The following is a 25,259-nucleotide window of genomic DNA, read 5'->3' on the forward strand; positions in this document are numbered from 1 at the left end:
ACAAGATCGCTCACGGCCACCAGCGCTGAACGTCCTCCAGGGCCCGCAGGAGCCGCACCGCCGTGTCCGGTCCGCCGATCGCACAGAGGCTCGGAAGGCTCGCGGCGAGGATCTCCATGCAGTTCCGGCGGCTGTTCGCGCTCAGCAGGCTGCGTAGGACGCCCAGGTAGAGCTGATCATCGGACAGTTCGGCCGCGCGAGCCAGCAACGCGCAGGACGTGTGAAGGTCGCCGACCATGGTCAGGGCGAGCAGGACGGGAAGCTGGTCCGCGGACAGGAATGGGGCGAGTTCGGCCGGCGCATGGTCGTTCGACGGGAACTTGGCGTACAAGGTCTCCAGCGTCGCGTCGATCACCTGGGTGCGTTCGTCTGCGGGGAACTGCCCGACGAGGGCGGTGAGCACTGCGGTGCGGCGGGAGTCGTCGGAGATCGCCATCGCGGCTGCGAGGGCTTCTTGCCGCCGTTCCGGGGACAGGCGCGGGATGAGGGAGGCCAGGGCGTCCACGCCGTGGGTGAAGTCGGTGTCGTACCAGGAGCCCAAGTGGTCCGTGATCGTTTTGACCGCGAGGGCAACGGCCGCTTCGGTCGAGCGCAGAGCTAGGGCCGCGCGCACCCTCGCCCGCGTCCCTGGGCTGGAGAACGTCGAGACGAGTGCTTCGGCGCGCGGCAGGGCCTCGGCGGGAAGGACGGAGATAGCTTCCTGCACCAGGAAGCTCCGCGGGTTGTCCTCCTCCGGATTCACCCGCTCGACCAGGGAGAAGAAGAGCGGGACGTGGTCGGCGGTGAGGTGGGGCGCGAGGCCGTCCAGCGCGATGGGCGGTAGATCCCGTTGGCGCGCAACGACCTCGCTCAGCACGTCCGTCACTACCGTGCCGCGCTGGTGATCGGGTAGATGGGGCAGAAGTGCAATCAGCGCCGTGGCCCTCGAACGTTCTCCCAGACCGTAGGCGGCGGCAAGCGCGCGATAGCGGTCCGGCAGCGACAGGCGCGGTGCCAGCCGACTGAGCAGCTCTCCTTGCCGGTTGGAGTACGACATGCGCCTGAGCAGCTCCGGCAGGCGCGACAGCAAGTCCAGCCCCGGATGTCCGGCCAGGGCGAGCACCAGATCCGGCTCGTCCAGGAACGGCTCCAGTTCGTCCGCGGGAAGGAACGCCAACGAGTCGCCCAGCCTCCGCAGCACGGCGTGCCTGTCCTCGGGGACCTTGAGCCACGTCCCGGTCACCCGCGAGACCATCGTGCGGCGCTCGTCGTCCGGGAGGTGCGGGATCAGCGAGACGGACAGCGCGATCCGGCTGTTGCGATCGTGGATCTCGCTGGAGGCCGCCAACGCCGACGCGACGGCGCTCTGCTGTTGCCGGGGCGTCGGCAGGTACCGGCTCAGGTCGATCAGCGCGTTCACGGCCACCGCATGGGGTTCGGCCGACTCGGCCAGCTCTACCGCGACCGGGAGCAGGTCCGCGGGCAGCAGCGGGGCCAGCTCCGTGAGGAGATTTGCCCTGGTCACCGCAGGCAGGTTCCGCGCAGCCTCCAGCGTTCGAGGGAGCAGAGCCGCGGGCAGGTGAGGGGCGAGTCGCAGCAACAGCGTGGTGTCGGTGAACCCGTCCGCCGACGGCTTCACGAGGAGCCGGATCGCGTCTTCGAACAGCGCGGCAAGCCCTTCGACCGGCAGGTGTTCGGCGAGAGCGGGGAGCAGGCGGGCCCGTGTGCCCCACTGGTCCGGACCGGCGATCGCGGCCGCGATCGTGCGCGCGACATCGGCGCGTTGTCCTGCCGGCAGGAAAGGCACGAGGTGAGCGAGGGACGAGATTCGCGTTTCCGAGTCGTCAACGGCTTTGATCGCACGGTGTACGCCGGCGATCTGCTCCTCGGTCATCAGCGCCGCGAGCTGCAGCCTGTCCGTGAGGGACTGCCCCTCGGTGTCGAGCTCCGCGAGCGCGGTTCGCCGCAACTCTGATCGTTCCGGCTCCGGCAAGAGGTCGACCACGTCGGCGGCTGCGCTGACCTTGGCCGAGAGAACCAAGCCCTGGGCGAACTTGGCGGGGAGGTAGTCCAGGCTGATCAGGGGGAAGTTGGCGAGGACGTTCTTGGCCTCCTGGTCGGTGATCAGCGCCGCCGCCGGGAGCGTCCGGCGGCGCTGGTCCTCGGACAGGTACGGGGCTAAGGCGATCAGCGTGGTGCGACGGAGGTTCGCGCTCTCCAGCGCCGTGACGGCCGAGATCACCTGTTCCAGTTGCCCGGTCGTGAGGTGAGGCGCTATCGCCTTGAACGCGGCTAGCGCGGGATCGGGCTCGGTGAGCGCCAGCGCCTCGGCGAACGTTCGGTCGCGCAGCTCCTGCGGCAGGTGTGCTGCGAGGTGAGCCACCGCGACCGTACGGTCGCCCGGATCGGGAATCCAGTCGGCGACGGCCAACGCCTCGTCCAGGACGTCCGGGTGTCGCGCCGCCGGCAGAATTGGGAGCAGCGTTGCCAGCGTCAGCACGTGGTCATACGGCGACGGCGTGCGACGGGCGTAGCTGATCGTCCTCTGTGGACTCCACACCTTCGTCGCCGCTAGCGCGCGCAGGAGTCCGAGCGAGATCCTCTCGGTGAGGTCGCCGATCGACGTGATCATCAGGAGGTAGCGCAGTTCCGATGGCAGGCTCGGCGCCACGCCGTCTGCGGCCAGCTCGGCATCGGCAGTTGTGGCGTGGTGCCACAGCGCCAGGTTCAGATCGCCCACGTACCTGTCGAGGCTGTCGGCGCTGTCGTGCGCGGTGAACCACCTGAGCCTGCCGTCGACCTCTTCGGACAACAGCGCGTCCAGGTCGTCGGGACGTCCACCGAACAGCAGATGGCTTGTCAGGTGGCGCAACGCGTACGAGTCCGTGCTCGCAAGGCACTGGTCCGCGATCCGGCTGTGAGCGGCCAGCGCCGCGGGACCGAGCAGATCAGCCCAGGCCAGCTCCTCCTCGCTCTGCGGCGGCGCGGAAGCGGTGAGCAGTTCGAACAGGCTCGCGTGGTAGATCTCGAACAGCCGCGGCGGACCCGGGACAGCGGTGAGAAATGGCCGGAGCTTGCCGAGACACCACCGTTCCACCAAGTTCTGGTCGGCGCCGCTCAGACGCGCCAGGGCGTCCAGCGGCAATGCCTCACCCGCCACCGCGAACGTCGAGACGAGCGGGAGCACCGTGTCGTGCCAATGCTCGTCCTCGCGCCAGCGGGTCAACTGCGCCAGGTAGTAGGACATCAGGTCACCGGGGAGATCCGCGAGGTCCTCCGGGCGTCGCAGGCCGAGCCGGATCTCCTCCAGCACGTACCTGAGGTAGATCCACACGCCGCCGCATCGCGCCGCCAACTCGTCCACCGGCACCTCGGCCGGAGCGTGCTGGAGCAGATGTGCGCGCAGGTCTTCGAGATTCTCGTCGTCCAGCGCGGACAGCCGGAGCACCGCGTGTGGCGACTCGCAGCGGGCCGGTGCACCACCGGTGCGATAGGTGCCGACGACGTAGACCCCGGCCGGCAGTTGACTCGGCAGTCCCCAGGGTTGCGGCCCGGCCTCCGCCTCGTCGGCACCGTCGACGAGCAGCACGACCTTCTCGCCCTCAGCGGCCGCAGTGGCTTCCGAGAGCAGCTGCTCGAACCCACCGGGGGTGCACATCCAGTCGGGCAACGTCCGATCCGGCACCAGCCGCCACAGGTCGTACCGGATGATCAGCTGGGAGGCGAGGTTCTGGAGGCCGACGTGGATCGACCACCCCGCCGCGTACCGGGAGAAGTGGCAGATCCAGCCACGTTCCTGCGCCAGGTGCGCCGCAAGTGCGGTCTTGCCCATCCCGGCGCCGGCCTCGACCCACACGTAGCCGCACGGGTGTTCGTCGACAAAGGCGTCGATCCTGGCGATGAGCCAGGCGCGGCCGGTGAAGCCATCGGTGAGCACACTGGCGACCACGGAACTCGGGTCGCGCGCCGCCATGTCCACCGGAATCGCCGGAACGGCAGGGCCCGTGATGGTTAGCTCACCGGTCTGAACCACGGTCCCGTAGTTCGTGCCGGTGGATACGTTATGGACGTGGTCGGCCACCTGCACAGTATGGCGTCACGCGAGATGCCGTCCGGTCGCACGAGTTCTGCTTTGTTCTCGGCGTCGAGTCGAGCAGCACCAGTGGCCGTTGTAGTGCTGAGTTGGCGTCGTGGACGGGACGGTGATGCGCAGATCTGTTGGATCACGTCCAGTCGAGTGACGCGCTGTTGTTGGCCTTGATCGTCCACGGGCGCCTGGCAGGCTGCTGGAGGCTCAGAACAATCGCATGTCTCGCGGCGACCGTGAAAGGAGGTCCGGTGTGGCCACCCGTGACTATCCGCCCGCAGTAAGGGCAGCGCTGACGGCGTTCAGCTCCGGAAAGTGCTACTGGCCGGGCTGCGGTGAACAGCTGCTCCGTCTGGTGAACGGCAGGTACCGGATGGCGCTCGACATCGCGCACATCCGCGCGCTGAACCCTGATGGCCCCCGCTACGACCCGGAGATGACAGACAAGCAGCGCAACGACTTCCCGAACCTGATCTACCTGTGCCGCCTCCATCATCGAGTGGTAGACGAAGACGGCGGCGAGGCATATCCGGTGGAGCTGTTGCTCGACTGGAAAGCAGATCGAGAGACCACCGGCCAGCAGCGCTTGCAGGCGCAGTCGCCGGTCACAGTCGAACTCTTCGAAACGGTGATCGCGGATGCGATGGAGCGCCGCGACGAGCAGATCAACGAGACCTTGGCGCGACTCGAGCAAACCGATCTTGAAGCAGCTCGGCTGATGCGCGAGCTGCGAGAAGAGTTGCAGGAGATCCGCCGAAACGGGGCGGTCATCGACCCCGACACCGCCGCGATGCTCAGCGGCGCCGCTCACCAGTTGCAGAGCCTGCCTGACAGCGCCGGGATGCTCGACGAAGTCGCCGGGAAGCTGCTGGGTCTCGAAGGTCTCGTGAGTCGGCTGGACGCGGCAGCGAACCGCCTGAACGGCTTCCAATAACGGTCAGTCAGTGTGATCTCTGTGGTGAGACTGGGCGGTGTCGTGGCGCAGCTGAGCGATCCGTCGTTGCACTTCTGCGGTCTGAGCGGCTTGTCGGGGCGTTTGCTGTTCGAGGAGCGGATCTACTCGTCGGGTTGGATGATCATGAGGCGGAACGTCGTGGATGGTGACTCGCGTCCGCAGGTTTGCAGCATGTGCCAGGCCAGGTTGCCGGGGCCGTTGTCGGCTTGGGGGAGTCGCTGCCTGCTGATTCCGAGGATTCCGTCCGGGCTTTCGGCTAGGACCTCGGGCGTGCCGACGAGCACCGCCAGGCCGAACGCCAGTACATCGGCGCGCAGGTCGTCGTCCAGGTCGTCGGTGAGCCCGATCGAGCCCTGCGGCTCGCCGTTCTTGTCGGAGCTGACGCCGACGAGGCCCGCGAGTCCGACACTGCGTGCCGTGGGAATGTCGAACACTCTGGTGCCGGTGCCCATCGCGAGTGCCATCAGCCTGGCTGCCGGGGTCGAGAGCAGCGGGTCGTTGATGGAGGCGTCGCCTTTGCCAACAGGGTCGTCCGTGCTCTCGGACATCATGGGGCCGATCGTATTGGTGAAGACCGAGCCGAGTGTGACTACGGCGAGTCGCGCCGCCGCCCAACACGCTGGCAGTTGTGGGTGGTCAGCCCCTATGCGCGGTGCGCCTTCTCGAATTCTTCGATGACGTGTGTGGGGATGCGGCCGCGGTCGGAGAGTTCGTGGCCGTTGGTCTTGGCCCAGTCGCGGATGGCTTTGGTCTGTTCCTTCGTGCGGGACTCGGCCACGACGGTGCGGGTGGTATTCGGGGACTTCTTGGCGCGGCCTCGGGTGCTGCGCGCGCTGGCGACGAAGTCGGCGAGGGCGTCGCGGAGTTTGGTGGCGTTGTCCGGCTTGAGGTCGATGTCGTAGGTGACGCCGTCCAGGCCGAAGCTCACGGGTTCAACGTCCTCGGCGGTGGTGCCATCGAGGTCGTCGATGAGCTGGATGAGCACCTTCTGCGCCATGACCTTGTCCGTTTCCTCGCGGGGCTGGATTCGCGAGAACAGTAGCAAGATCAACCGAGGTCGCCAGGTGTCGCCACTCGGTTGGCGACCAAAGATCGGCCTTGCACCGGATTGATGCGGCGACCATGCGCCGCCGGGTTTGCGGACACGACGGGGGAGGCCCCCGAACCGAAGCCCGGGGGCCTCGTGCCAGGTCGATAGGGATAGGGATGGAGCGGTGGGTTGACGTTGCTACGTGGTCGTCATCAGATCGCCAGTGGATGCGGCTCTCCGGTGAGAGCTGCGAGCGCAGTGGCGACCTCGTTGATGCCGGCGCGTACGTACGTCGTGGTGGTGACGGCGTCGTTCTTGGTCTCGTGTCCTGCATAGGCCTGCGCAACGGCGAGACCGAACCTGCGCTCGACGAACGTAAGCGTCGTGTATCGCAGCCAGTGCGTGGCGACCTGCTGCCGGTCAGCCCACGGAATCTGCTTGCGGCACCGTTCCCAAAGCCCGTCGTATCGCCTTGTGGTGATGGGATTGCCGTTGAGGTTGCGCAGCAGGCGACTTTCCGGATCCACGCAGCCCCGCCTCCGAGCGTGGTCCAGCAGATGGGCGATCAGTGTCGGCGAGGCAGGTTGCCACCGGACCGCGCCGCCCTTTTCGTGGAGAAGCAGCAGGCATTGCTGTTCGTCGATGTCGCGGAGCCGGAGCTTCAGCGCGGCGGCTCGCCGGGCGGCGGTTTCGAGGTGGAACCGCACGATCAGCGCGTCGAGGGCGGGATCGTTTCCGGTCGAGGAGGCCACGTCCACGAGTTCGTCGACCTGATTGGCCGGCAAGCCTCGGCGGTTGGAGGGCAGTCGTCGGGGCTTGGGGACCTTGGCGGCGGGGTTGCTCGCGGCGGTGATGTAGTCGTCGATGACCGCGAACTTGTAGAGGCAACGGAAGGCCGCGACCATGTGCTCGCCCGCGCAGTTGCCGCCGCGGCCGTTCTTGCGTTGGACGCGGTTCTGTTTGGTGTGCTCGACGAGGCCGGCGATTTCAGTCGCGGTGGGCTCGTCGAGGCGGCGTTCACCCCACCTCTCGTTGATGCGCTTCCAGTACGAGCCGTAGACCCGGAGAGTTCCAGGCGAGACCGCAGCCTCGACCATCGGAATGTAGACGTTGAACGTCGGCACCTCTTTGGTCTCAGTCGGCGTCGAGGTGAGGTCTTCGACGCTGATGCCGAGGCTCGACAACATCAGTCGCGCTGCGGCCAGTCGGTCCGCGGGAGGTGCGGCTGCGGGTTCGGTGATCGTCATGGAGTAGTCACCTCGAATAGCGCGGCGAAGTTGGCGTGCGCGAAGTCGTCAAGAACGGATGCGTCGGCAAGGACAAGAACCTTGGTTCGAGAAGAGAAAGCGAGCAGGATGCGATGTCCTGCTTCCCACGACAGCCATCGACGCATCGCCAGCGGAACGTGAATCAACCCTCGCGATGTGACCCGCACCGCGGTTCCGGCGCGTTCTCGGATGACGACGGTGGATTCACGCAGAACGAAGTCGAGCTCGGTGTCCGCGGTCCACCTCAACTCGCGCAGGACGGCCCGGCCGCTGAAACGGCCATGGTCGTCGATCGTGGCGAAGTCGAGGGAGAGCGGAGATCTCGGCGAGGCGGTCCGCGCGAGATCCCGGACGAATACGGGCTGGATCTCCGCAGTCGCGGAACCGCTGTTGTCAGGCCGGGCTGGCACCGCGATCGCGGTGAGGTCGAGCGTGCGGATGATTGGCTCAGACACGGGCCTCACCCCGCCCTGCGGGGGAGCTGTGCGAGCGCGCGAAAACCAGGGTTCCGTTTGCCTGGAACCCTGGTTCGACTGTCTTGCTGAGACCGGGGAAACTTCCCCACTGCTGGTGTCCGAGGGGGGACTTGAACCCCCACCCCCTTTCGGGGACTAGCACCTCAAGCTAGCGCGTCTGCCATTCCGCCACCCGGACGTATTCAGTTCTCCCGCGGCTCGCGCCGTGGTGTGTGCATAGATTACATGATCGTCGCTGCACGCCAAAATCGGGTCCCTGTGCAGCCATCTGTGCTGGTAGGGGCGGTGCGGGGCGTTGAAGTGGGATCGGGATGTCGGTACGTGGGTGGCGGTGTGAGGGTTAGGGTCGCGGCGTGGGTGGGCTGACTGAGTGGTTGCTCGACTCCGACCCGGCGCTGCGGTGGCAGGTTCAGCGGGACCTCCTGTGTGCGCCTGAGGAGGTGTGGCGGGCTACGCGGGGCCTGGTGGCCGTTGAGGGGTTTGGGGCTCGGTTGCTTGGGCTGCAAGGCGTCGACGGGATGTGGGGTGGTGGGGCCTTCTTTCCGCTCGGGTACGACGGGAAGGAGGACGGGCAGCCTTGGACGGCTACTACCTGGTCGTTGAACTCGTTGCGGGAGTGGGGGCTGGATGCCTCGGTGTTGCAGGCGCGGCGGACTGTCGAGTTGCTTGCCGAGGGGTGTCGGTGGGAGTACGAGGGGCTGCCTTACTGGGGTGGTGAGGTCGACTGCTGCATCAACGGGTGGACGTTGGCCAACGGGGTTTGGCTCGGGGCGCCTGTTGAGGGGATTGCTGAGTGGTTCGTCTCGCATCAGCTCGAGGACGGTGGGTGGAACTGCGAGTGGGGTGCGGGGGCTGCCAGGTCGTCGTTTCACTCGACGCTCAACTCGTTGAAGGGGTTGTTGGCTCACGAGTTGGCTACTGGGGGTACGCCGGAGACGCGGGCCGCTCGGCGGAAGGGGGAGGAGTATCTGCTTGAGCGGCGGTTGTTCCGGCGGTTGTCCACTGGGGAGCCTGTGGGGGAGTGGGCCACGCGGTTTCGGTCGCCGTTTCGGTGGGAGTACAGCGTGCTCAACGCCGCTGACTACTTCTGGCAGGCCGGGGTCCGGGATCCTCGGATGGCTGAGGCTGTCGAGTTGATCAGAAGGGCTCGGCAGGCGGACGGGACCTGGTTGCAGGGTGGGCGGCATCCTGGGCGGGTGTGGTTCGAGATCGACGTTGAGCCGGGGGAGCCGTCGAAGTGGCTGACGTTGGTTGGGGCTCGGGTGCTTCGGTGGTGGGGTTAGATCCAGCCCTTGGCTCTTGCCCAGCGGGCTGCCTCGTGGCGGTTCGACGTGCCGGTTTTGCCCACGGCTGAGGACAGGTAGTTGCGGACCGTGCCAGGGGAGAGGGAGGCGCGGCGGGCTATTTCGTCGACCGGGGCGCCTTCCAGGGCCAGTTCCAGGACGTCTGCCTCGCGTGGGGTCAGTGGGCTGTCGCCGGCGCTGATCGCTTCGGCGGCCAGGGCCGGGTCCACGTAGCGGCCGCCTTTGTGGACGGTGCGGACGACTGTGGCCAGGACGTCTGATGAGACTGTTTTGGGCAGGAAGCCTCGTACTCCGGCTGCCAGGGCTCGTTTCAGGTGGCCTGGGCGGCCGTGGCTGGTGACGATCATGGTGCTGCACGACGGGAGTTCAAGAGCCAGGGTTTGGGCCACCGAGACGCCGTCGAGGTCTGGCATCTGCAGGTCGATCACGGCCACGTCGGGGCGGAACGATCTGGCCATGGCCAGGGCTTCCGCGCCGGTGGCGGCGTGGGCGACTACTTCCAGGTCCTCTTCCAGGGAGAGCAGGGCTGCCATGGCGCCGCGGATCAGGTGTTCGTCGTCGGCCAGGAGGATGCGGATCACGGGAGCTCCACGGTGAGGACGAAACGGTTGGGAGCTTCTGGGGTCGCGGTCACGGTGCCGCCGAGGGCTGCCACTCGTTCGCGCAGGCCCGTCAGGCCGCTGCCGAAGCGGAAGCCGGACGTCGGGGCGCCGTCGTTGGACATGGTGAGGACCTTGCCGCGCAACGTGATCGTGCACGTGCGGGCGTGGCTGTGGCGCAGGATGTTCGTCACGCCCTCGCGGACTGCCCAGCCGAGTGCGCCTGCCGGTTCGCCGTCCACGGTCGGGTCGCCGATCACGCGGCAGTCGATGCCCGCAGAGGCCAGCAGGGAGCGGGCGCCTGCCAGTTCCACGGACAGGTCGGCGGTGCGGTAGCCGCTCACGACCGCGCGCAGTTCGTCCAGCGACTCCTGGGCGATGCGGCGGACTTCGAGCATTTCGTCGACCGCGGCCGCCCCGCGGTCGCGGCGGGCCAGCTGGGCCGCCAGGTCGGCTTTCAGTGCCACTACGGAGAGGTTGCGGCCCACGACGTCGTGCAGGTCGCGGGCGAAGCGCAGGCGTTCTTCCGCGACGGCCAGGTTGGCGCGGACCTCGCGGGAGCGGTCGAGCTCCCAGACCAGGCCCAGCATCCACAAGGTCACGCGGAACGTGGCGCCGACGATGGCCATCAGCGCGGTGGCGGCCAGCGCCGAGTCCGGTGGGAGGACCGCGAACGCGCACACGCCGCAGACCACCACTGCCACGGTGAGGGCGCGCGGCTTCAGGACGGTCGACATCGCCATGAGCGTCAGGGCGAGGAAGAGGAACGTGAGGCCGTCTGCCGGGCCGTCGGGTTTACCGGGCGAGGTGCTGGGCAGCGTGAGCTCGCCGGTCACGACCACGGCGAGGGTGAACGCCAGGAGGATCGCCACGAGCCGGCGCGGGTACGGCACTCTGTCCAGGTAGTGCTCGATGCCGAGGTGGACGAGGCGGACGCTCAACGCGGTGTGGAGCAGCGCCGCCACCGAGACCGCGATCATGGCGGCGGTGCTGACCTCGTTCGCCATGCCCGTGATCAGCAGGGGCGGGATGACCACGAAGTTCAGGTAGAACGTCGCTCGCACGGACAGGTCGAACCGCGCCGCGTTGCCACGGGACCGCCACCAGCCGAGCAAGCTCACCTCCGAGGATCCCAGCGGAACCAACGTCGTACAGCGTAGGTCCCGAGGAAGATCCACACCGCCAGGACGATCAACGGTCGCAGCACGGGCCCGCCGTCCCAGCCCGCGCGCAGAAGCTCGAGCACCGGTGTCAGCGGCAGCAGGCGCAGCACCGACGCGACGTCCTCCGGCAGGTCCGACAGCGGGATGATCATCCCGGACCCGAGCAGGCACGCCATCAGCACCGGCAGGGCCGTCACCTGCGCCATCTCGACGGTGCGGGTGAACACGGACGACACGGCCGCCAGCAGTGTGAACACCACGACACCGCCGGCGACCCCCAGCACCAGGAACCACGGCCGCGCCGGCACGGCCACCCCCGTCACCACGCCGACGATCAGCGCGAACAACACCATCTGCCCCAACGCCACCACGACGGACGGCAGGGCGGCGCCGACCAGGATCTCCGGGTCCGTCAGCTCGCCGACGCGCAGCCGCTTCAACACCAGTTCCTCGCGCCGCGCGACGAACGTGGTGACGAGGTTGTAGTACACCGCCATCGCCAGCACGAACCCCATCAACCCGATCACGAGCGGCACGCCGCCGGCGTCCACCGAGATCAGCACCGGCACGACCAGCAACGGCCCCAGGAACGAGTTGAACAACGCGGTCCGGTTGCGCCAGAACAACTTCAGCTCCGCCTGCCCCACGGCCACGGCCCTCATGCCGCCTCCTCCGCGATCGCCAGGAACGCCTCCTCCAGCGACGCCGACCGGGCGTCCAAACCGGACAGTTCCACCGAGTTGGCATGAGCCCAGGCGAGGAGCTCGTGCAACGTCTCCTGCAGGTTGTTCGTCCGCACGGTCATCCGCCCGTCCCCGTCCTCGGACGCCACGACGGGCAGCGCGACCCCCGCGGGCGGCACGAACGAGATGCGAGACGGGTACGCGTCCACCACCTCGGACACCGTTCCCTGCGCCACGATCCGGCCGCGGTGCATGATCGCCAGCCGATCGGCCAACGTCTGCGCTTCCTCCAGGTAGTGCGTCGTCAGCAGCACGGTCACGCCCTCGCGCAGTAGGGATCGGATCAGCTCCCACGTGTTGCGCCGGCTCTCCGGATCGAGCCCGGTCGTCGGCTCGTCGAGGAACAACACCTCCGGCCTGCCCAGTAACGCCAGCGCGAGGTCCAACCGCCGCCGCTCACCACCGGACAGCTGCTTCACTCGCACGGAAGCCCTGTGTGTCAGGTCAACGAGGGACAACGCCTCGTCAACCGGACGTGGCGAGGTGAGGGTCCCCGCCCACATCTTCGTGGCCTCGGTGACGGTCAGGTCGGGCGGAAAACCACCTTCCTGCAGCATCACGCCCACGCGAGGCCGGACGGCGGACCTCTCCCGGAACGGGTCGTGCCCCAGCACCGACACCGTGCCGGCCGCAGGACGTGAGAGCCCTTCCACCACTTCGACGGTCGACGTCTTCCCCGCGCCGTTCGTGCCGAGCAACGCGAACATCTCGCCCCGCTCCACGTCGAACGAGACGCCCCGCACGGCTTCGAAACCCCCGCTGTACCGGCGAGTCAGCCCGCGCACCTCGATCACTGTCATAGGCCCACGATCTCGGCGAACACCCCCGTTGGGCAGTGCCGCGACACACCAGAAAGCCATGACAGATGTCATGTCGGCTGATCAGGGGTGGTAGCGCCCCTGGATCTCGCTGATCTCCCCGCTCCAGTTGAACGTGAGCTCCGGGGCGTACGGCGGGTGCTCGAGCGCCAGGAACTCCTCCCGGCTGCACTCGGCCGCGCCCATCCCGTACCACGTCAGGTCGAGGCCGTGGGAGCCCGCGCACCCGAAGGCGGTCCGGATCTCCACGTTCGCGGCGAGCTTCGAGACGTGCGGTGGACCCGGCAGTTCCTTGACGTAGGAGTGGTTCTCCTCGGCCGGCACGAGCTCGGCGTCGACCCACTCCACGGTGCCGTCGGGATGGATCGCGGTGATCACCGTGATGTCCGCCTGTGACGGCACGAGCAGCCACACCGCGGCCGCGGCCACCGGCACCGCCGCGACCGTCCACATCCAACGCTTCATCCGCTGCCCCCATCGGTTCGTGATCACCGTGTTCGACGTGTGGCCGCAACAGAGGTTGCGGGAGCTGGTAATCTCACGACTGTGTTAAAACGTGGGGGGAACGAATGACACTGGGACTTGTCGCTGCGCTGGCCGGACTGGCGCTGCTCGACTCGACGAGCATCGGGACGCTGTTCATCCCGATCTGGCTGATGCTCACGCCGGGACGCGTGAGGCTCTCGCGGTTCGGCGTTTACCTGGGCACGATCACGGTCTTCTACTTCGTGGTCGGCGTTCTGATCGTGCTCGGCGCTTCGCAGGTGATCGACCACCTCGACAACGACGTCGCGCTCTGGATCCAGCTGGTGATCGGTGTGTTCCTGTTCGCCGTCAGCTTCCGGTTCGACGGCAAGAAGAAGTCGGACACGGGGAAGTGGCAGGACCGGATCAACGCCAACGGGTCGGTTCCGGCGCTGGCGGGAATCGCGTTGCTGGCGGGCGTCGTGGAGCTCGCGACGATGCTGCCGTACCTCGGCGCGATCGGGATGATGAGCGCCGCGGACCTCCGGCCCGCGCAGATCGGGCTGCTGCTGGCCGGATACTGCCTGGTCATGATCGTGCCGGCGGTCCTGCTGCTCGGTGGGCGGCTCGCGTTGCGCGGCCGGATCGAGCCGCTGCTCACCCGGCTCAGCACGTGGTTCGCGAAGAACGGCGCGAGCACCACGGGCTGGATTCTCGGCATCGCCGGGTTCCTGGTCGCACGGGATGCCGTCGCACGGCTGTTCTTCATGTGAACCATTTGGTCCAGTTGGCTGAACGACCCGGTTTCGTTTTGCTCCTACACTCCCGAGCGTGACTCAGCTGGACGATCCGCGCAGATCTGTCCCGCGGGAGCTGGCACCATTGCTCCGAACGGAAGTGGCTCCACTCTCGGTGCGGATTTTCGAAGCGATCGAGAAATCGATTCCGGAATACAGTCAGTTCAGGGAGAACGTAGTAGACGGTATTCGACAGGCGCTGGTGAAGTTCGTCGGCAGGATCGCCCAGCCGGATTCCCAGCCCGACCCGCACGACGACATCCACCGCAAGCTCGGCGCGTGGGAGTTCAAGTCCGGCCGGAGCCTCGACAGCCTGCAGGCGGCCTACCGGATCGGCGCGCGGGTGGCCTGGCGGCACGTGTGCGCGTTCGCCGAGCAGCGGGAGCTGTCGCTGCACCTGATGTCCGCGCTGGGTGAGGCGATGATGGCCCACGTCGACGAGCTCGTGAGCCTGTCGGTCGAGGGCTACGCGGCCGCGCAGGCGAGTGCGGCGGGAACGCTGGAACGCAAGCGGCGCAAGCTGATGGAGCTGCTGGTCGGTGATCCGCCGAGCAACTGGCAGAGCGTCGTGCAGGCGGCGGAGGCGGCGGCGTGGCCGATGCCGGACCGGCTGTGCGCCGTCGCCCTTGAGCCGTCCGCCGCACCGGCCGACGACCTGCCGCCGGACGTGCTGGTGAACTTCGAGGACGCCACGCCGTACCTGCTCGTGCCGAACCCGGCCGCCGTGTCGCGCTGGCTGCGCAGAGCTCTGCCCGGCTGGCGGGCCGCGGTCGGGCTGCCGGTGGTCCCCGCGGACGCGCGCAGGTCGCTGGCCTGCGCGCGCCGGGTGCTCGCGCTGGCACGCGACAAGGTGCTGCCGGACGGCCCGGTCCTCGACGCTGCCGACCACCTCGTCGAACTGACCGTGCTCGCGGACGAGTTCCTCGCCCGGCAGCTGGCCGAACGGGCGCTGGCGCCGCTGGCCCCGCTGACCGACCGGCAGCGCACGAAGCTCGCCGAGACGTTGCTCGTCTGGCTGGCCGCACGCGGTGGCGCACCCGAGGTCGCCGCCCGGTTGCAGGTGCATCCGCAGACCGTGCGCTACCGCGTGAACCAGTTGGAGGAACTGTTCGGCGACCGAATGCACGATGCCGGGGAGAGGTTCACCCTCGAACTGGCGCTGCGGGCGCACTATTTGTTGGATCGCGACTGATAAATCGCTCTCCAGCAATTCGTACGCAAGTGACAAAAGTGGGTTTTCTCTTGCATTGCGGAATCCCGGGTGACTACTTTACTGGCGAGTAAAGCAACACCGCCTTCTTGCAGTTCAATGTCGTACTGATGGAGGTCCCTGCAGATGAAGACCGGACTTTTCGCACGCGCCGCTGCCTGCGTTCTGGCTGCCGGAGCGCTGAGCGTGGCGACGGCCGGCGTCAGCTCGGCCGCGACCGCCGAGCTGAACATCACCTACTCCTGCAACTTCACCCTCATCGGCGCGCAGGACATGCCGACCACGGTCAGCTCCGCGAACCTGCCGGACTCGGCGGCGGTCGGTGTGCCGACGGCGGCGTCCGACACCACGGTGAAGAGCACTGTCTCGGAGAGCGCCACCGGCACCCTGAACTGGCTGGGCGCGAAGTCGGTGGACGGCACGATGACCAGCAAGGTGCCCGTCACCAACGGCGGCGCCACCCAGACGCTGACGTCGGTGTCGACCATCCCGAACACGGCGGTGCCGCCGAGCGGCACGTTCGACGTGACGGCCACGGGCACGTTCCCGGCCATGACGCTCGCCAACGCCGGCACGGCGACGATCTCGCTCGGCAACGCGGAGCTCAAGCTCACGCCGCGCTACGCGAACGGTGACCCGACCTGGCTCGGCACGATCACCGTTCCGTGCACCGTCAAGGCCGGTCAGAACACCTCGTTCTACACCTTCCCGGTGGCGTAACGCCGTCCCGTGATGGGATTGGCGGCATGCAGCTCCAGCAACTGGTGGACCGCATCGCCGCCGAGGTCACGCCGGGAGGGTCGGTCGCCGACTACATCCCGGCGCTGGCCAGGATCGACCCGCACGCCTTCGGCCTCGCCGTCGCCACACTGGACGGCGAGGTCTTCGGCGCGGGGAACCACCGCACACCGTTCTCCATCCAGAGCATCTCCAAAGCGTTCACCCTCGCTCTGGCGCTCGCCGACAACGACGACGTCTGGACGCGCGTCGGCCGCGAGCCGTCCGGGTCGCCGTTCAACTCGCTGGTCCAGCTGGAGACCGAGCAGGGCATCCCGCGCAACCCGTTCATCAACGCCGGCGCGCTCGTCGTCACCGACCACCTCGGCTTCGGCGCCTCGGACCGGCTCCTGGAGTTCCTGCGGCAGGAGAGCGGCAACCCCGCGCTGGACGTGGACGCCGAGGTCGCCAAGTCCGAGCTCGACCACGCCGACCGCAACCGCGCCCTGGCGCACTTCATGGCCTCCTACGGCAACATGCGCAACTCCGTCGACGTCGTGCTGCACGAGTACGTCCGGCAGTGCTCGATCGCGATGAGCTGCGCGGACCTCGCCCGGTCGACGCTCTTCCTGGCACGCCACGGCGTCCGCAACGACGGCACGCGGCTCCTCGGCGTCAGCGGTGCCAAGCGGGTCAACGCCGTCATGCTCACCTGCGGCACCTACGACGCCGCCGGCCAGTTCGCCTACCGCGTCGGCCTGCCCTGCAAGAGCGGCGTCGGCGGCGGCATCATCGCGGTCGTCCCCGGCAAGTGCGCGATCTGCGTCTGGAGCCCGGCGCTGGACGCGCGGGGCAACTCCGTCGCGGGTGTCGACGCGCTGGACCGTTTCACCACTCTCACGGGCTGGTCCGTGTTCTGACTGGTGGTAGGAAGACTGTGTGAGCACAACGGGGAACGCACTGGCACTGGCCGAGGACGAGGCCGTCACGCTGGTCAGCGAGCTGATCAGGATCGACACCACCAACACGGGTGACCCCGCGACGGTGGTGGGGGAGCGCGCCGCCGCCGAGTGGGTGGCGGAGAAGCTGTCCGAGGTCGGCTACGAGACGACCTACGTCGAGTCGGGCGCCAAAGGCCGTGGCAACGTGATCGCGAGGCTGGCGGGCGCGGATCCCAGCCGGGGCGCGCTGCTGGTGCACGGCCACCTCGACGTCGTGCCCGCCGACGCCTCCGAGTGGTCGGTGCACCCGTTCTCGGGCGCGGTGCAGGACGGGTACGTGTGGGGTCGCGGCGCGGTCGACATGAAGGACATGGTCGGCATGACGCTCGCGCTGGCCCGCCATTTCAAGCGTGAGGGGATCGTGCCGCCGCGCGACATCGTGTTCGCGTTCCTCGCCGACGAGGAGGCGGGCGGCCTGTTCGGCGCGAAGTGGCTGGTGGAGAACCGTCCCGAGCTGTTCGAGGGCGTCACCGAGGCGATCAGCGAGGTCGGAGGGTTCTCGATCACGCTCAAGGACGACGTGCGCGCCTACCTCGTCGAGACCGCGGAGAAGGGCATCCGCTGGCTCAAGCTGCGGGTCAAGGGCACCGCGGGCCACGGCAGCATGATCCACCGCGACAACGCCGTCGCGAAGCTCGCCGCCGCCGTGACGCGGCTGGACCAGCACCAGTGGCCGCTGATCATCCGGCCGTCCGTGCGCGAGTTCCTCGACGGCGTCACCGAGATCACCGGCATCGACTTCCCCGACGACGACGTCGAGGGCTCGATCGGCAAGCTCGGCGCGTTGTCGCGGATGATCGGCGCGACGCTGCGCGACACCGCGAACCCGACCATGCTGTCCGCGGGCTACAAGGCGAACGTGATCCCGTCGACGGCGGAGGCCACTGTGGACTGCCGCATCCTGCCGGGTCGCGAGGAGGCGTTCGACCGCGAGCTCGCGGAGATCCTCGGCCCGGACGTGGAACGCGAGTGGATCGGCCTGCCGCCGGTGGAGACGACGTTCGACGGCGCCCTGGTGGACGCGATGACGGCGTCGATCACCGCCGAGGACCCCGGCGCCCGCGTGCTGCCGTACATGCTCTCCGGTGGCACGGACGCCAAGTCGTTCCAGCAGCTCGGCATCCGCAACTTCGGCTTCGCGCCGCTGAAGCTGCCGGCGGACCTCGACTTCTCCGGGCTCTTCCACGGCGTGGACGAGCGCGTGCCCGTCGACGCCCTCAAGTTCGGTGTGCGCGTGCTCGACCGGTTCCTGCGCAACAGCTGAGGAGAGTGCCGTGTCCACTGTGGACTTGACGGGTCAGGTCGCGCTCGTGACGGGCGGCGCGGGCGGGATCGGCACCGCCGTGGTGCGCCGGCTCGCGAAGCTCGGTGCCCAGGTCGCCGTGCTCGACCTGAACGCCGCGGGGGCGCAGCGGATCGCCTCCGCGACGGGCGGGATCGCGATCGCCGGTGACGTCACCGATCCCGAGACCATGCCCGCCGCGGTGGAGCAGGTCGAACGCGAGCTCGGGCGGCTCGACATCGTGCACCTCAACGCCGGGATCGGCGGCGGCCAGGCCGGGGTCGACGCGCTGGACGTGCAGCGGTACCGCAAGCTGGTCGGGGTCAACGTCGACCACGTCGTCTACGGGCTGTGCGCGGCGGTTCCGGCGCTGCGGCGGCAGGGCGGCGGGAAGATCGTGATCACGTCGTCGCTGGCCGGGCTGGCGGCGATGCCGGCGGATCCGCTGTACACGCTGACCAAGCACGCGGTGGTCGGCTACGTGCGTGCGGCGGGGAAGGCCCTGGCGGCGGACGGGATCGTGGTCGCCGCGCTGTGCCCTGGATTCGTCGACACGTTGCTGCTGGGCGCCGCCAAGGAGGAGTTCGACGCCGTCGAGTTCCCGTTGCTGACGCCGTCGGACATCGCCGACGCGTTGCAGGCCGTGCTCGCGCAGGGCGAGCCGGGGGAGGCCTGGATCATCCAGCCCGGCGGGCAGGCCTCGGCCTACCGGTTCTGCGGCGTGCCCGGCGTCGGTGGCGGCCAGCTGCCGCCGGATGTGGTTCTTGGTCGCGTCTGACCGTGTCCTTTCGCCGTGTTGTCTCGTTAGGACGAACAGACGACACGGCGAAAGGAATCCGCATGGTGCGGCTGGAAGACGGGACCGAGCTCAACGTGGTGCGCACGGGCGACCCCGAGGCACCGGTGACGGTCGTGCTGGCGCACGGCTACGCGCTCGACCACCGCAGCTGGCACAAGGTCGTCGAGCAGCTGAGCGGGGACTTCCAGGTCATCGCCTACGACCACCGCGGCCACGGCAAGTCGGCGGGCGCCACCAAGGAGACCGCGACGATCGAGCAGCTCGGTGACGACCTGGGGGAGCTGATCGAACGGGCCGTGCCGCAGGGCCAGGTGGTGATCGCCGGGCACTCGATGGGCGGCATGGCGGCGCTGGCGATGGCCGAGCGCAGGCCGCGGCTGTTCCGGCAGCGGGTGCTGGGCAACGTGTTCGTGTCCATGGCGGCGAGCGGGCTGTCCGAGACGTCGCTCGCGTGGCCGAAGGCGGTCGGGAAGCTCGTGCGAGAGCTGGAACGGGCGTTCGGGCCGATCGTGCGGGCGGTGCGGGAGAAGATCGAGCCGACCAAGACCGCCGGGCTGCGGTGGTGGCTGTTCGGTGACGAGCCCGAGGAGGCCGACGTCGAGCTCACCGCGGACATGGTGTGGGGGCAGTGGCCCGAGACCGTCGCGCTCTTCCGGCCCGCGGTGGACCGCTACGACCGGGAGGCGGGGCTGACCGTGGTGAAGGAGAAGGCCGTGGTCGCCGTCGTGGGGGACGAGGACCGGCTGGTGCCCGAGGCCGACGCGGTGAAGTTCGGTGGAACGTCCGTCGTGCTGGCCGACGCCGGGCACATGCTGCCGCTGGAACGGCCGGTCGAGCTCGCGAACCTCATCCGCGAGGTGGCCGCCAAGGCTTGAGCCGGACCGGGGAGGGCCCGGTCCGGCTGGGTTCAGTCCACTCAGCGGCCGGCCGCGCTGGACCGGCGCCTTCCCGGCGGCCGGCCGAAGAGCCGCACGTGCTCGTCGACCAGCCAGTCCTTGAGCGGTGCCCACTCCGGGTGGTGGTTGAGCACCAGCAGCCGGTGCATCCACCAGTTCGGGTCGTCGTGGCGGGGGAACGCCGCGAGCCACGCGGCCCGTTCCTCCGCTGACAGGCCCCACAGGTGAGCCAGCTGGCCCTGGGCGTCCGTGTCGAGCTGGGCGGTGATCTTGCCGCCCTCCGTGTGCCATTCCGCGCGCAGTTCACGCAGTACGGCGATGGCGCGTTCGTCACCTTCCTCGGCGGTGACGACGACTGTGTGCAGGCCCTGCGACGCGGCTTCGGCGAGCAGGGCTCGGGCGGACGTTTCGTCGTGCGGCAGTGCGCTGTGCGCGACCCCGACTTCTTGCGGCACGAGCTCCATGACACCGAATCTGATCACATCTGCAACTACTCCGGCGAATTTTATTGCTTCAGTGTTGACTGAAGAGTCACCTTCCGCCGGTCGCCCGCCGCGTTGGACGAACGTTGTTGTACAACACCCGGACATCGACACCGCACAACGTTTTCGCACTACAAAGGCGGTCGAGAGGAAAGGTGAGGGTGTTGCTCAGCAGAGAGGCCTCGGCTCGACTCCGGGGAAGTACTGCTCCCAATGACGAGTGGACAGGTGCGGCGTCGTAGTGGCGCAGACGCGGGCCGCGGTCGCTTCGACGTCGATGTCCCACACGCGGACGGTGCGGTCCGCGCCGGTCGTCACCAGAGTGCGGTTGTCCGGAGCGAAGGCCACGCCCCACACCCGTTCCGTGTGTCCGTGCAGCACTGCCCGCACCTGGGGGTTGCGGGGATCGCGCACGTCCCACACGCGGATCACGTCGTCGGTCGTCCCGGCGGCGAGGAGGGTGCCGTCGGGGGAGAAGGCGAGGCGTTGCAGCGGTCCGCCGTCGTTGGGCAGGGAACTGACCTTGCGCGGCTGAGCCGGGTCGCTGATGTCGTACAGGGCGCCGCTGCTGCCCATGTTCGCGAACGCCATGAGGTTGCCGTGGACGACGACGGTCATGACCTCCTCGCGGCCCGCCTGCCCGCCGCGGCGGATGGGGTCGGGGTTGTCGTCGGTGCGCAGGGAGGGGTGGGCGCGGGGAGAGGCGGGGTTGCCGACGTCCCAGAGTTGGAGCTCCCTGCTGCCGTTCGCGATGACGAGCGTGCGGTCGTCCTGGGAGAACTCGAGCTGCCACACGGTGTCGGTCTCGGGGATCTTGAAGCTGCCCGACTTCACCGGGTGGGCGGGGTCGGTGACGTTCCAGAGGCTGATCACGCCGTCCTCCTCGCCGACGGCGAGCGTCCTGCCGTCGTGGCTGAAGTCGGCGGCGACGATCGGGACGTTCCTGGTGATCGCGCGGTTGAGCTCGCGGGGCTTCGCGGGATCGGTGACGTCCCACAGGGCGTTGCCGGCCGCAGTCGCCTCGAACAGGACGTTCCCGCCGGGGTGGACGTCGACGGTGTACGCCTCGTCGTCCGGGGCGAGCTTCGGCAGGGTGGCGATCTCCTCCGCGTGCCGGTCGTCGGGGCGCCACAGCTTGATGGTGCCGTCGGAGGAGACGGTGGCGAGGTACCGGCCGCGCTGGTCGTAGTCGAGCTTCCAGATGGTCCACGTGTGGTGCGCGTAGTTGAGGTTGGCGAGGTCGAGCACGCGGGCCTCGGCGTCGGTCGTGGCGGTGACCATCCGGCGCGAGTCGGGGCTGAAGTTGACCGACCAGAGCGTGTCGGTGTGGCCGGCCAGCGCGGTCGCGAGCCGGACCTTGCGCGGATCGGTCACGTCCCACACGCGGGTGGTCTTGTCGCCGCCGCCGCTGGCGAGGAACTTCCCGTCGGGGGAGAACGCCAGGGTGTGGATCGAGAACATGTGCCCGGTGAGGAGGCTGAGCTGCACGGGGTTGCGCGGGTCGGTGACGTCCCAGAGCCGCACGTCGCCGTTGTCGGCGCCCGTGGCGAGCAGGCCGGCGGAGGAGAAGACGGCGGCGTCGGAGGCGAAGTTGCCGGGAGCCGGGTCGATCGTGGAGAGCTGCGTGCCGGTCGCGAGGTCCCAGAGCTTGACCGTGCCGTCCCAGGACGCCGACGCGATCGTGGTGCCCTCGCGGTTGAGCGAGAGGCCGTGCACGAGCTGGTCGTGCGCCTGGATCGTCCGCACGAGGGCTCCTGAGACGTCCCAGACGCGGATCGTCTTGTCCTTGCCGCTGCTGACGAGCGTGCGGCCGTTCGGCGTGAACTGCACGGCCTGCACCTGGCCGTCGTGGCCGCTGATGCGCGCCTTCTCGGCGGGCTTGCGCGGGTCGGTGAGGTCGAACAGGCGGATGTGACCGTCCCAGTTCGCGGTGGCGAGCGTCCTGCTGTCCGGGCTGAAGGCCATGTTGTGGGTGGCGTTCTCGCCGGCGTGGACGCGGCCGAGCTCGGTGGGGTGGTGGGGGTCGGCGAAGTCCCAGATGATCAGCGCCTTGTCGTCGGCCGCGGTGGCCATGAGCCTGTTGTCGGGGCTGAACAACGCGTACGAGGTCGCGTCCTGGTGGCCTTTGACGAGGGTGACCTGGGGTGCGGCGAACGTGCTCAGCAGGCTGTCGCGCGCGGCGGGAAGACCGGTGAGCCGGTAGGCGGCCAGGCGCAGCTGGCTCGCGAGGCCGGGATCGCGGTCCTGCAGTCCGTTGGCTTCGGCGATGGCCTTCTGGGCGAGCGCGATGGTGCGTTGCTCGGTGGTCTGTTGTTGCGCGCGTACGGCGAACACGGTCGCTGTGGTGGCCACGAGCAGGAGGGCGGCGAGCAACGCGACGACGCGGCGCAGGTTGGTGGTGCGGCGTTTCTCGGTGGCCAGTTCGTGTTCGGCGGCGGCCCTGCTGGCGTCGAGGAACGCCTTCTCCTCGGCGTTGAGGGCGGCGGGGTCGCGCAGGGCCCAGTCCGTCGCCTGGGTGAGCGGCACGCCCCGGTAGAGCGAGCCGGGGTCGCGGCCGTGGGCCTCCCAGTCGGCGGCTGCGGCGGTGAGCCTGCGGTGCACGCGGAGGTCGTCGCGTGCCTCGGCGAGCCAGTCCTTGAGCCGCGGCCAGCCCCGGATGACGGCTTCGTGGCTGATCTCGACGCTGTCGTCGTCGACGGTGAGGATGCGCGCGTTGGCGAGGTGTTCAACTACCTCGTCGGCCGCGAGCTCGGAACGTTTGACGCGGCGTTTGGTGTCCTCGGTGCCCTCGCCGGGGTTGACCAGGCGCAGGAACACCTGACGCGCCTGGGTCCGCTGGCGCTCGTCGAGGCTGCTGTAGGCGTTCTCGGCGGTGTTGGCGATGGCACGGGCGATGCCGCCGCTCTCGTGGTAGCTGGTGAGCGTGAGGGTGTTGCCGCGCTTGCGTTGCCACGTCTCGAGCAGCGCGTGGCTGACGTGTGGGAGCACTCCGGGTTCGCCTGTCGCGTCGGCGATGAGCCTGGCGACGAGTCCGGTCTCGAGCGCGCAGCCGACCTCGACGGCGGGCTGGGTGATGGCCTTGCGCAGCTCGTCGGTGGTCATCGGACCGACGAGCACCTGCGCGTCCTCGACGGCCGTGGCCAGACCGGGGTAGCGGGCGCAGTGACCGTAGAAGTCGGCGCGGATGCCGATGACGGTCTTGTGGCCGCGGCCGGTCAGCGCGGCGATGAACTCGTCGCGGTGGGGGAGGGCGAAGATCTCCTCGAACTGGTCGACGACGAGCAGGCCCTCGGTGCGGGGGAGCGCGGGGTGCGTGCTCGGGGTGATCAGCTCGCCGCTGCTGCGGGCCAGCAGACCCGCGCGCAGCAGCGAGGACTTGCCCGACCCCGACGCGCCGACGACCAGCACGGTGTCGTGCTGCTCGAGCTTGGCCAGGAGCTTGCCGACGAGCCGCTCGCGGCCGAAGAAGCGGTCGGCGTCGTGCTCGGTGAAGGCTTTGAGGCCGACGTAGGGGGAGTCGATCCGCTGGTCGGGCGCGGTCTCGCCGATCTCGCGCCAGCGCCGTTCCCACAGCTCCTCGTCGCCGCCGCAGGCCCGGACGAACGCGAGGGTGACCGCGAGGCTCGGCAGCCGCTGGCCGCGGGCGGCGTCGGCGAGGGTGCTGGCGGAGTAGTGGCTGAGCCTGCCGAGCTCGCGGTAGCCGGGGGAGCCGGCCTTCTCGCGGAGCTTGCGCAGGTCGAAGGCGAACTGTTCCACGGGCCCGGCGAACGGGTCGAGCGGCTTCTCCGGGCGAGGCATGACAGTGATTCTTTCATCGGCTCTTGGTTCGTCATGCTCTATAGCTTCAGTGTTGAATGAAGTGAATCCTCATGCGGTGGCGACGTTCTACAAGCGAAGGAAACGTCTGCAATGCCACGAGGTGAAAGATGAGCCGGCCGACGGGACGGGAGGAACGTGCGACGCCGTGCCTCTGGAGCAGGCCGTGGACTGCCTGGGCGAGGTGGTACTGCCGCCGGAAGCGGTCGCGCGCCTGTACTGCGGCGGCCCCGAGCGGGGCTTTCCGGCGGACTTCGGTGAGGCTGTGGTCAGGTGATGAGGCCTGGCAACAGCGCTGGCTGGCGCTTGCGGCGGAGCCAGACCTTCCGGGAGCCGTCGCCGTAGAGCAGCGTGCGGGACAGTTCCCAGCCCGCGAACTCGGCGTGGATGGCCAGCTGCGTGGTCGCGGTGCGGCGGGAGATGCCCGGCGGCAGACGCAGCGGCCGGTACTCCCAGTCCCCGTCGATCACCCCTTCGTTCATGGCGAGATCACCTGTATCCCTCCGTTGTCGCCGGACGTGACCGTGACACGTCCGGTCTCCTGGTCGACGCTGACGGTGTTGGGTTGACGCACGGTGGCGAACCGGAACTTCTCGGCCGGTTCGCCACCGGCGACGTTGAGTCCGACGACCTCGTTGCGCTCGGTCAGCGTGATCCACGCGATGTCGCGCTTGGCGTCGTAGGCGATGCCGTAGGGGGAGCCCGGCACGGGGTAGCGCTGGCGCATGATCAGCGGGTTGACCGAGAACGCGATGAACTCGCCGCCGCGGGTGTCGACGACGAGCAGCCGGCCGAAGCGGTCGGGCACGGCGTTGGTGGCGCCGTCACCGGCCCTGAGGCCGGCGCCGCGGGTTTCGGCGCCCTTGTCGTCGGTGGTCATCTCGAACACCGCGCTGCGCAGCCGGTCGAGCTCGACGTTGCGGCCGTTGACCTGGAACTTCAGCGTGGTGTCGCCCTGCTTGAATTCGCCGCCGGGCGTGACTTCGCCGGGCACGGTGCCGTTCTGGGCGGGGGAGTGGGCCGGTGTGGCGGCTTCGAGGGTTTCCGCGATCTGCAGCGGGTCGTTCGACCCCTCGCTCTGGCCGCACGCCGTCAGCGTGGCGGTGGTCAAGATCAGAGCAGCGAGCCGGCGCAAGATCGGGTCCTCCTGAGACACGTCGTGGTCTTCCAGCATCCACGACGTTCGCCCGGAGGTCACGCAAGGGGTGGGGTGAAACCCGTTCGGCGGTCCTGTGCAGTTATCTCTATCGCTTCAGTGTAGACTAAAAACAATCCCCACCTGGACACACGACACTGCCAAACCCCAAGTCACAAAAACTGGCAACGACACCAGAGGCTCCCGCAGTGCAGATGACAGCGGGCTTGCGGGGTG

Annotated in this window: 24 protein-coding genes and 1 tRNA gene; 10 read left to right on the forward strand and 15 right to left on the reverse strand. The window is 68.6% G+C overall.

Annotated features, from left to right (window positions below; translation table 11 throughout):
- Positions 1 to 10: 10 nt before the first annotated feature.
- On the reverse strand, positions 11 to 4,060 hold the full coding sequence (locus tag AOM45_RS27780; RefSeq protein WP_156093632.1) for a hypothetical protein: 4,050 nt from the start codon (positions 4,058 to 4,060) through the stop codon (positions 11 to 13).
- A gap of 259 nt (positions 4,061 to 4,319) precedes the next feature.
- On the opposite strand from AOM45_RS27780, the gene AOM45_RS27785 reads away from it, so the two are divergent.
- Complete coding sequence (locus AOM45_RS27785) at positions 4,320 to 5,000, forward strand: ATP synthase subunit B family protein (protein ID WP_030465917.1); 681 nt, start codon at positions 4,320 to 4,322, stop codon at positions 4,998 to 5,000.
- Positions 5,001 to 5,122: 122 nt separating this feature from the next.
- Here AOM45_RS27785 and AOM45_RS27790 read toward each other — a convergent pair whose 3' ends face one another.
- The 5 genes from AOM45_RS27790 to AOM45_RS27810 form a co-directional block, all read right to left on the reverse strand.
- Positions 5,123 to 5,572: a hypothetical protein gene (locus AOM45_RS27790; RefSeq protein ID WP_030465918.1), complete on the reverse strand. Its 450-nt coding sequence runs from the start codon at positions 5,570 to 5,572 to the stop codon at positions 5,123 to 5,125.
- A 92-nt stretch (positions 5,573 to 5,664) separates the two neighbouring features.
- A complete protein-coding gene (locus AOM45_RS27795; protein WP_030465919.1) occupies positions 5,665 to 6,018 on the reverse strand; it encodes a histone-like nucleoid-structuring protein Lsr2 in 354 nt (117 codons plus the stop codon).
- A gap of 245 nt (positions 6,019 to 6,263) precedes the next feature.
- Positions 6,264 to 7,298, reverse strand: a complete 1,035-nt coding sequence (locus AOM45_RS27800; RefSeq protein WP_030465920.1) for a tyrosine-type recombinase/integrase — start codon at positions 7,296 to 7,298, stop codon at positions 6,264 to 6,266.
- Positions 7,295 to 7,774 carry a hypothetical protein gene (locus tag AOM45_RS27805; RefSeq protein ID WP_030465921.1) on the reverse strand — a complete coding sequence of 160 codons (480 nt, stop codon included), beginning with the start codon at positions 7,772 to 7,774 and terminating at the stop codon, positions 7,295 to 7,297. Before AOM45_RS27805 ends, AOM45_RS27800 begins: the two co-directional genes overlap by 4 nt.
- A gap of 113 nt (positions 7,775 to 7,887) precedes the next feature.
- Positions 7,888 to 7,973: transfer RNA gene (locus tag AOM45_RS27810), tRNA-Leu, on the reverse strand.
- A gap of 175 nt (positions 7,974 to 8,148) precedes the next feature.
- Here AOM45_RS27810 and AOM45_RS27815 point away from each other — a divergent pair.
- Positions 8,149 to 9,078, forward strand: a complete 930-nt coding sequence (locus tag AOM45_RS27815; RefSeq protein WP_372497449.1) for a squalene cyclase — start codon at positions 8,149 to 8,151, stop codon at positions 9,076 to 9,078.
- Here the strand turns inward: AOM45_RS27815 and AOM45_RS27820 are convergent.
- The 5 genes from AOM45_RS27820 to AOM45_RS27840 all read right to left on the reverse strand — a co-directional run bounded on the left by AOM45_RS27820 (position 9,075) and on the right by AOM45_RS27840 (position 12,887).
- Positions 9,075 to 9,680 (reverse strand): response regulator transcription factor, encoded by a 606-nt coding sequence (locus AOM45_RS27820; RefSeq protein ID WP_030465923.1) that lies wholly within the window; start codon positions 9,678 to 9,680, stop codon positions 9,075 to 9,077. The genes AOM45_RS27815 and AOM45_RS27820 overlap by 4 nt on opposite strands.
- Positions 9,677 to 10,819, reverse strand: a complete 1,143-nt coding sequence (locus AOM45_RS27825) for a sensor histidine kinase (protein WP_063756980.1) — start codon at positions 10,817 to 10,819, stop codon at positions 9,677 to 9,679. The genes AOM45_RS27820 and AOM45_RS27825 overlap by 4 nt, the downstream gene beginning before the upstream one ends.
- A complete protein-coding gene (locus AOM45_RS27830; RefSeq protein ID WP_030465925.1) occupies positions 10,816 to 11,523 on the reverse strand; it encodes an ABC transporter permease in 708 nt (235 codons plus the stop codon). Before AOM45_RS27830 ends, AOM45_RS27825 begins: the two co-directional genes overlap by 4 nt.
- Positions 11,520 to 12,404: an ABC transporter ATP-binding protein gene (locus AOM45_RS27835; protein ID WP_030465926.1), complete on the reverse strand. Its 885-nt coding sequence runs from the start codon at positions 12,402 to 12,404 to the stop codon at positions 11,520 to 11,522. The genes AOM45_RS27830 and AOM45_RS27835 overlap by 4 nt, the downstream gene beginning before the upstream one ends.
- A gap of 81 nt (positions 12,405 to 12,485) precedes the next feature.
- Entirely contained in the window at positions 12,486 to 12,887 is a 402-nt protein-coding gene (locus tag AOM45_RS27840) for a hypothetical protein (protein ID WP_156093633.1), read from the reverse strand.
- Between the two features lie 104 nt (positions 12,888 to 12,991).
- Between AOM45_RS27840 and AOM45_RS27845 the strand changes: the two genes are divergently transcribed.
- From AOM45_RS27845 to AOM45_RS27875, 7 genes are all read left to right on the forward strand, one after another.
- A complete protein-coding gene (locus AOM45_RS27845) occupies positions 12,992 to 13,660 on the forward strand; it encodes a GAP family protein (RefSeq protein WP_030465928.1) in 669 nt (222 codons plus the stop codon).
- A gap of 58 nt (positions 13,661 to 13,718) precedes the next feature.
- A complete protein-coding gene (locus AOM45_RS27850) occupies positions 13,719 to 14,876 on the forward strand; it encodes a PucR family transcriptional regulator (RefSeq protein WP_035909337.1) in 1,158 nt (385 codons plus the stop codon).
- 144 nt (positions 14,877 to 15,020) lie between these two features.
- Positions 15,021 to 15,614, forward strand: coding sequence for a DUF6801 domain-containing protein (locus tag AOM45_RS27855; protein ID WP_051782885.1), 594 nt, complete (start codon positions 15,021 to 15,023; stop codon positions 15,612 to 15,614).
- Positions 15,615 to 15,640: 26 nt separating this feature from the next.
- Positions 15,641 to 16,531, forward strand: a complete 891-nt coding sequence (locus AOM45_RS27860; RefSeq protein ID WP_030465931.1) for a glutaminase — start codon at positions 15,641 to 15,643, stop codon at positions 16,529 to 16,531.
- Between the two features lie 19 nt (positions 16,532 to 16,550).
- Positions 16,551 to 17,876 (forward strand): M20/M25/M40 family metallo-hydrolase, encoded by a 1,326-nt coding sequence (locus AOM45_RS27865; RefSeq protein WP_030465932.1) that lies wholly within the window; start codon positions 16,551 to 16,553, stop codon positions 17,874 to 17,876.
- Positions 17,877 to 17,886: 10 nt separating this feature from the next.
- A complete protein-coding gene (locus tag AOM45_RS27870; protein ID WP_030465933.1) occupies positions 17,887 to 18,672 on the forward strand; it encodes an SDR family oxidoreductase in 786 nt (261 codons plus the stop codon).
- A gap of 62 nt (positions 18,673 to 18,734) precedes the next feature.
- Positions 18,735 to 19,568, forward strand: a complete 834-nt coding sequence (locus tag AOM45_RS27875) for an alpha/beta fold hydrolase (RefSeq protein WP_030465934.1) — start codon at positions 18,735 to 18,737, stop codon at positions 19,566 to 19,568.
- 41 nt (positions 19,569 to 19,609) lie between these two features.
- Here AOM45_RS27875 and AOM45_RS27880 read toward each other — a convergent pair whose 3' ends face one another.
- On the reverse strand, positions 19,610 to 20,053 hold the full coding sequence (locus AOM45_RS27880) for a hypothetical protein (RefSeq protein ID WP_156093634.1): 444 nt from the start codon (positions 20,051 to 20,053) through the stop codon (positions 19,610 to 19,612).
- Positions 20,054 to 20,239: 186 nt separating this feature from the next.
- Positions 20,240 to 23,869, reverse strand: coding sequence for an nSTAND1 domain-containing NTPase (locus AOM45_RS27885; protein WP_030465936.1), 3,630 nt, complete (start codon positions 23,867 to 23,869; stop codon positions 20,240 to 20,242).
- A 76-nt stretch (positions 23,870 to 23,945) separates the two neighbouring features.
- On the opposite strand from AOM45_RS27885, the gene AOM45_RS27890 reads away from it, so the two are divergent.
- The gene (locus AOM45_RS27890; protein ID WP_030465937.1) at positions 23,946 to 24,164 is read left to right on the forward strand and encodes a hypothetical protein; all 219 of its coding nucleotides are present in this window, start codon (positions 23,946 to 23,948) and stop codon (positions 24,162 to 24,164) included.
- Here the strand turns inward: AOM45_RS27890 and AOM45_RS27895 are convergent.
- A complete protein-coding gene (locus AOM45_RS27895; RefSeq protein WP_030465938.1) occupies positions 24,157 to 24,369 on the reverse strand; it encodes a DUF5703 family protein in 213 nt (70 codons plus the stop codon). The genes AOM45_RS27890 and AOM45_RS27895 overlap by 8 nt on opposite strands.
- A complete protein-coding gene (locus tag AOM45_RS54035) occupies positions 24,366 to 25,085 on the reverse strand; it encodes a YncE family protein (RefSeq protein WP_372497448.1) in 720 nt (239 codons plus the stop codon). The genes AOM45_RS27895 and AOM45_RS54035 overlap by 4 nt, the downstream gene beginning before the upstream one ends.
- Between the last annotated feature and the right edge of the window lie 174 nt (positions 25,086 to 25,259).

The sequence above is a fragment of the Lentzea aerocolonigenes genome (assembly GCF_000974445.1).
Classification (GTDB): Bacteria; Actinomycetota; Actinomycetes; order Mycobacteriales; family Pseudonocardiaceae; genus Lentzea; species Lentzea aerocolonigenes.

Excerpts from the sequence above, each read along its gene's own strand:
- AOM45_RS27790 (WP_030465918.1), bottom strand. The coding sequence starts at position 5,572 with ATGATGTCCGAGAGCACGGACGACCCTGTTGGCAAAGGCGACGCCTCC.
- AOM45_RS27795 (WP_030465919.1), bottom strand. The coding sequence starts at position 6,018 with ATGGCGCAGAAGGTGCTCATCCAGCTCATCGACGACCTCGATGGCACC.
- AOM45_RS27800 (WP_030465920.1), bottom strand. The coding sequence starts at position 7,298 with ATGACGATCACCGAACCCGCAGCCGCACCTCCCGCGGACCGACTGGCC.
- AOM45_RS27830 (WP_030465925.1), bottom strand. The coding sequence starts at position 11,523 with ATGAGGGCCGTGGCCGTGGGGCAGGCGGAGCTGAAGTTGTTCTGGCGC.
- AOM45_RS27835 (WP_030465926.1), bottom strand. The coding sequence starts at position 12,404 with ATGACAGTGATCGAGGTGCGCGGGCTGACTCGCCGGTACAGCGGGGGT.
- AOM45_RS27840 (WP_156093633.1), bottom strand. The coding sequence starts at position 12,887 with ATGAAGCGTTGGATGTGGACGGTCGCGGCGGTGCCGGTGGCCGCGGCC.
- AOM45_RS27845 (WP_030465928.1), top strand. The coding sequence starts at position 12,992 with ATGACACTGGGACTTGTCGCTGCGCTGGCCGGACTGGCGCTGCTCGAC.
- AOM45_RS27855 (WP_051782885.1), top strand. The coding sequence starts at position 15,021 with ATGAAGACCGGACTTTTCGCACGCGCCGCTGCCTGCGTTCTGGCTGCC.
- AOM45_RS27860 (WP_030465931.1), top strand. The coding sequence starts at position 15,641 with ATGCAGCTCCAGCAACTGGTGGACCGCATCGCCGCCGAGGTCACGCCG.
- AOM45_RS27875 (WP_030465934.1), top strand. The coding sequence starts at position 18,735 with ATGGTGCGGCTGGAAGACGGGACCGAGCTCAACGTGGTGCGCACGGGC.
- AOM45_RS27880 (WP_156093634.1), bottom strand. The coding sequence starts at position 20,053 with ATGGAGCTCGTGCCGCAAGAAGTCGGGGTCGCGCACAGCGCACTGCCG.
- AOM45_RS27885 (WP_030465936.1), bottom strand. The coding sequence starts at position 23,869 with ATGCCTCGCCCGGAGAAGCCGCTCGACCCGTTCGCCGGGCCCGTGGAA.
- AOM45_RS27895 (WP_030465938.1), bottom strand. The coding sequence starts at position 24,369 with ATGAACGAAGGGGTGATCGACGGGGACTGGGAGTACCGGCCGCTGCGT.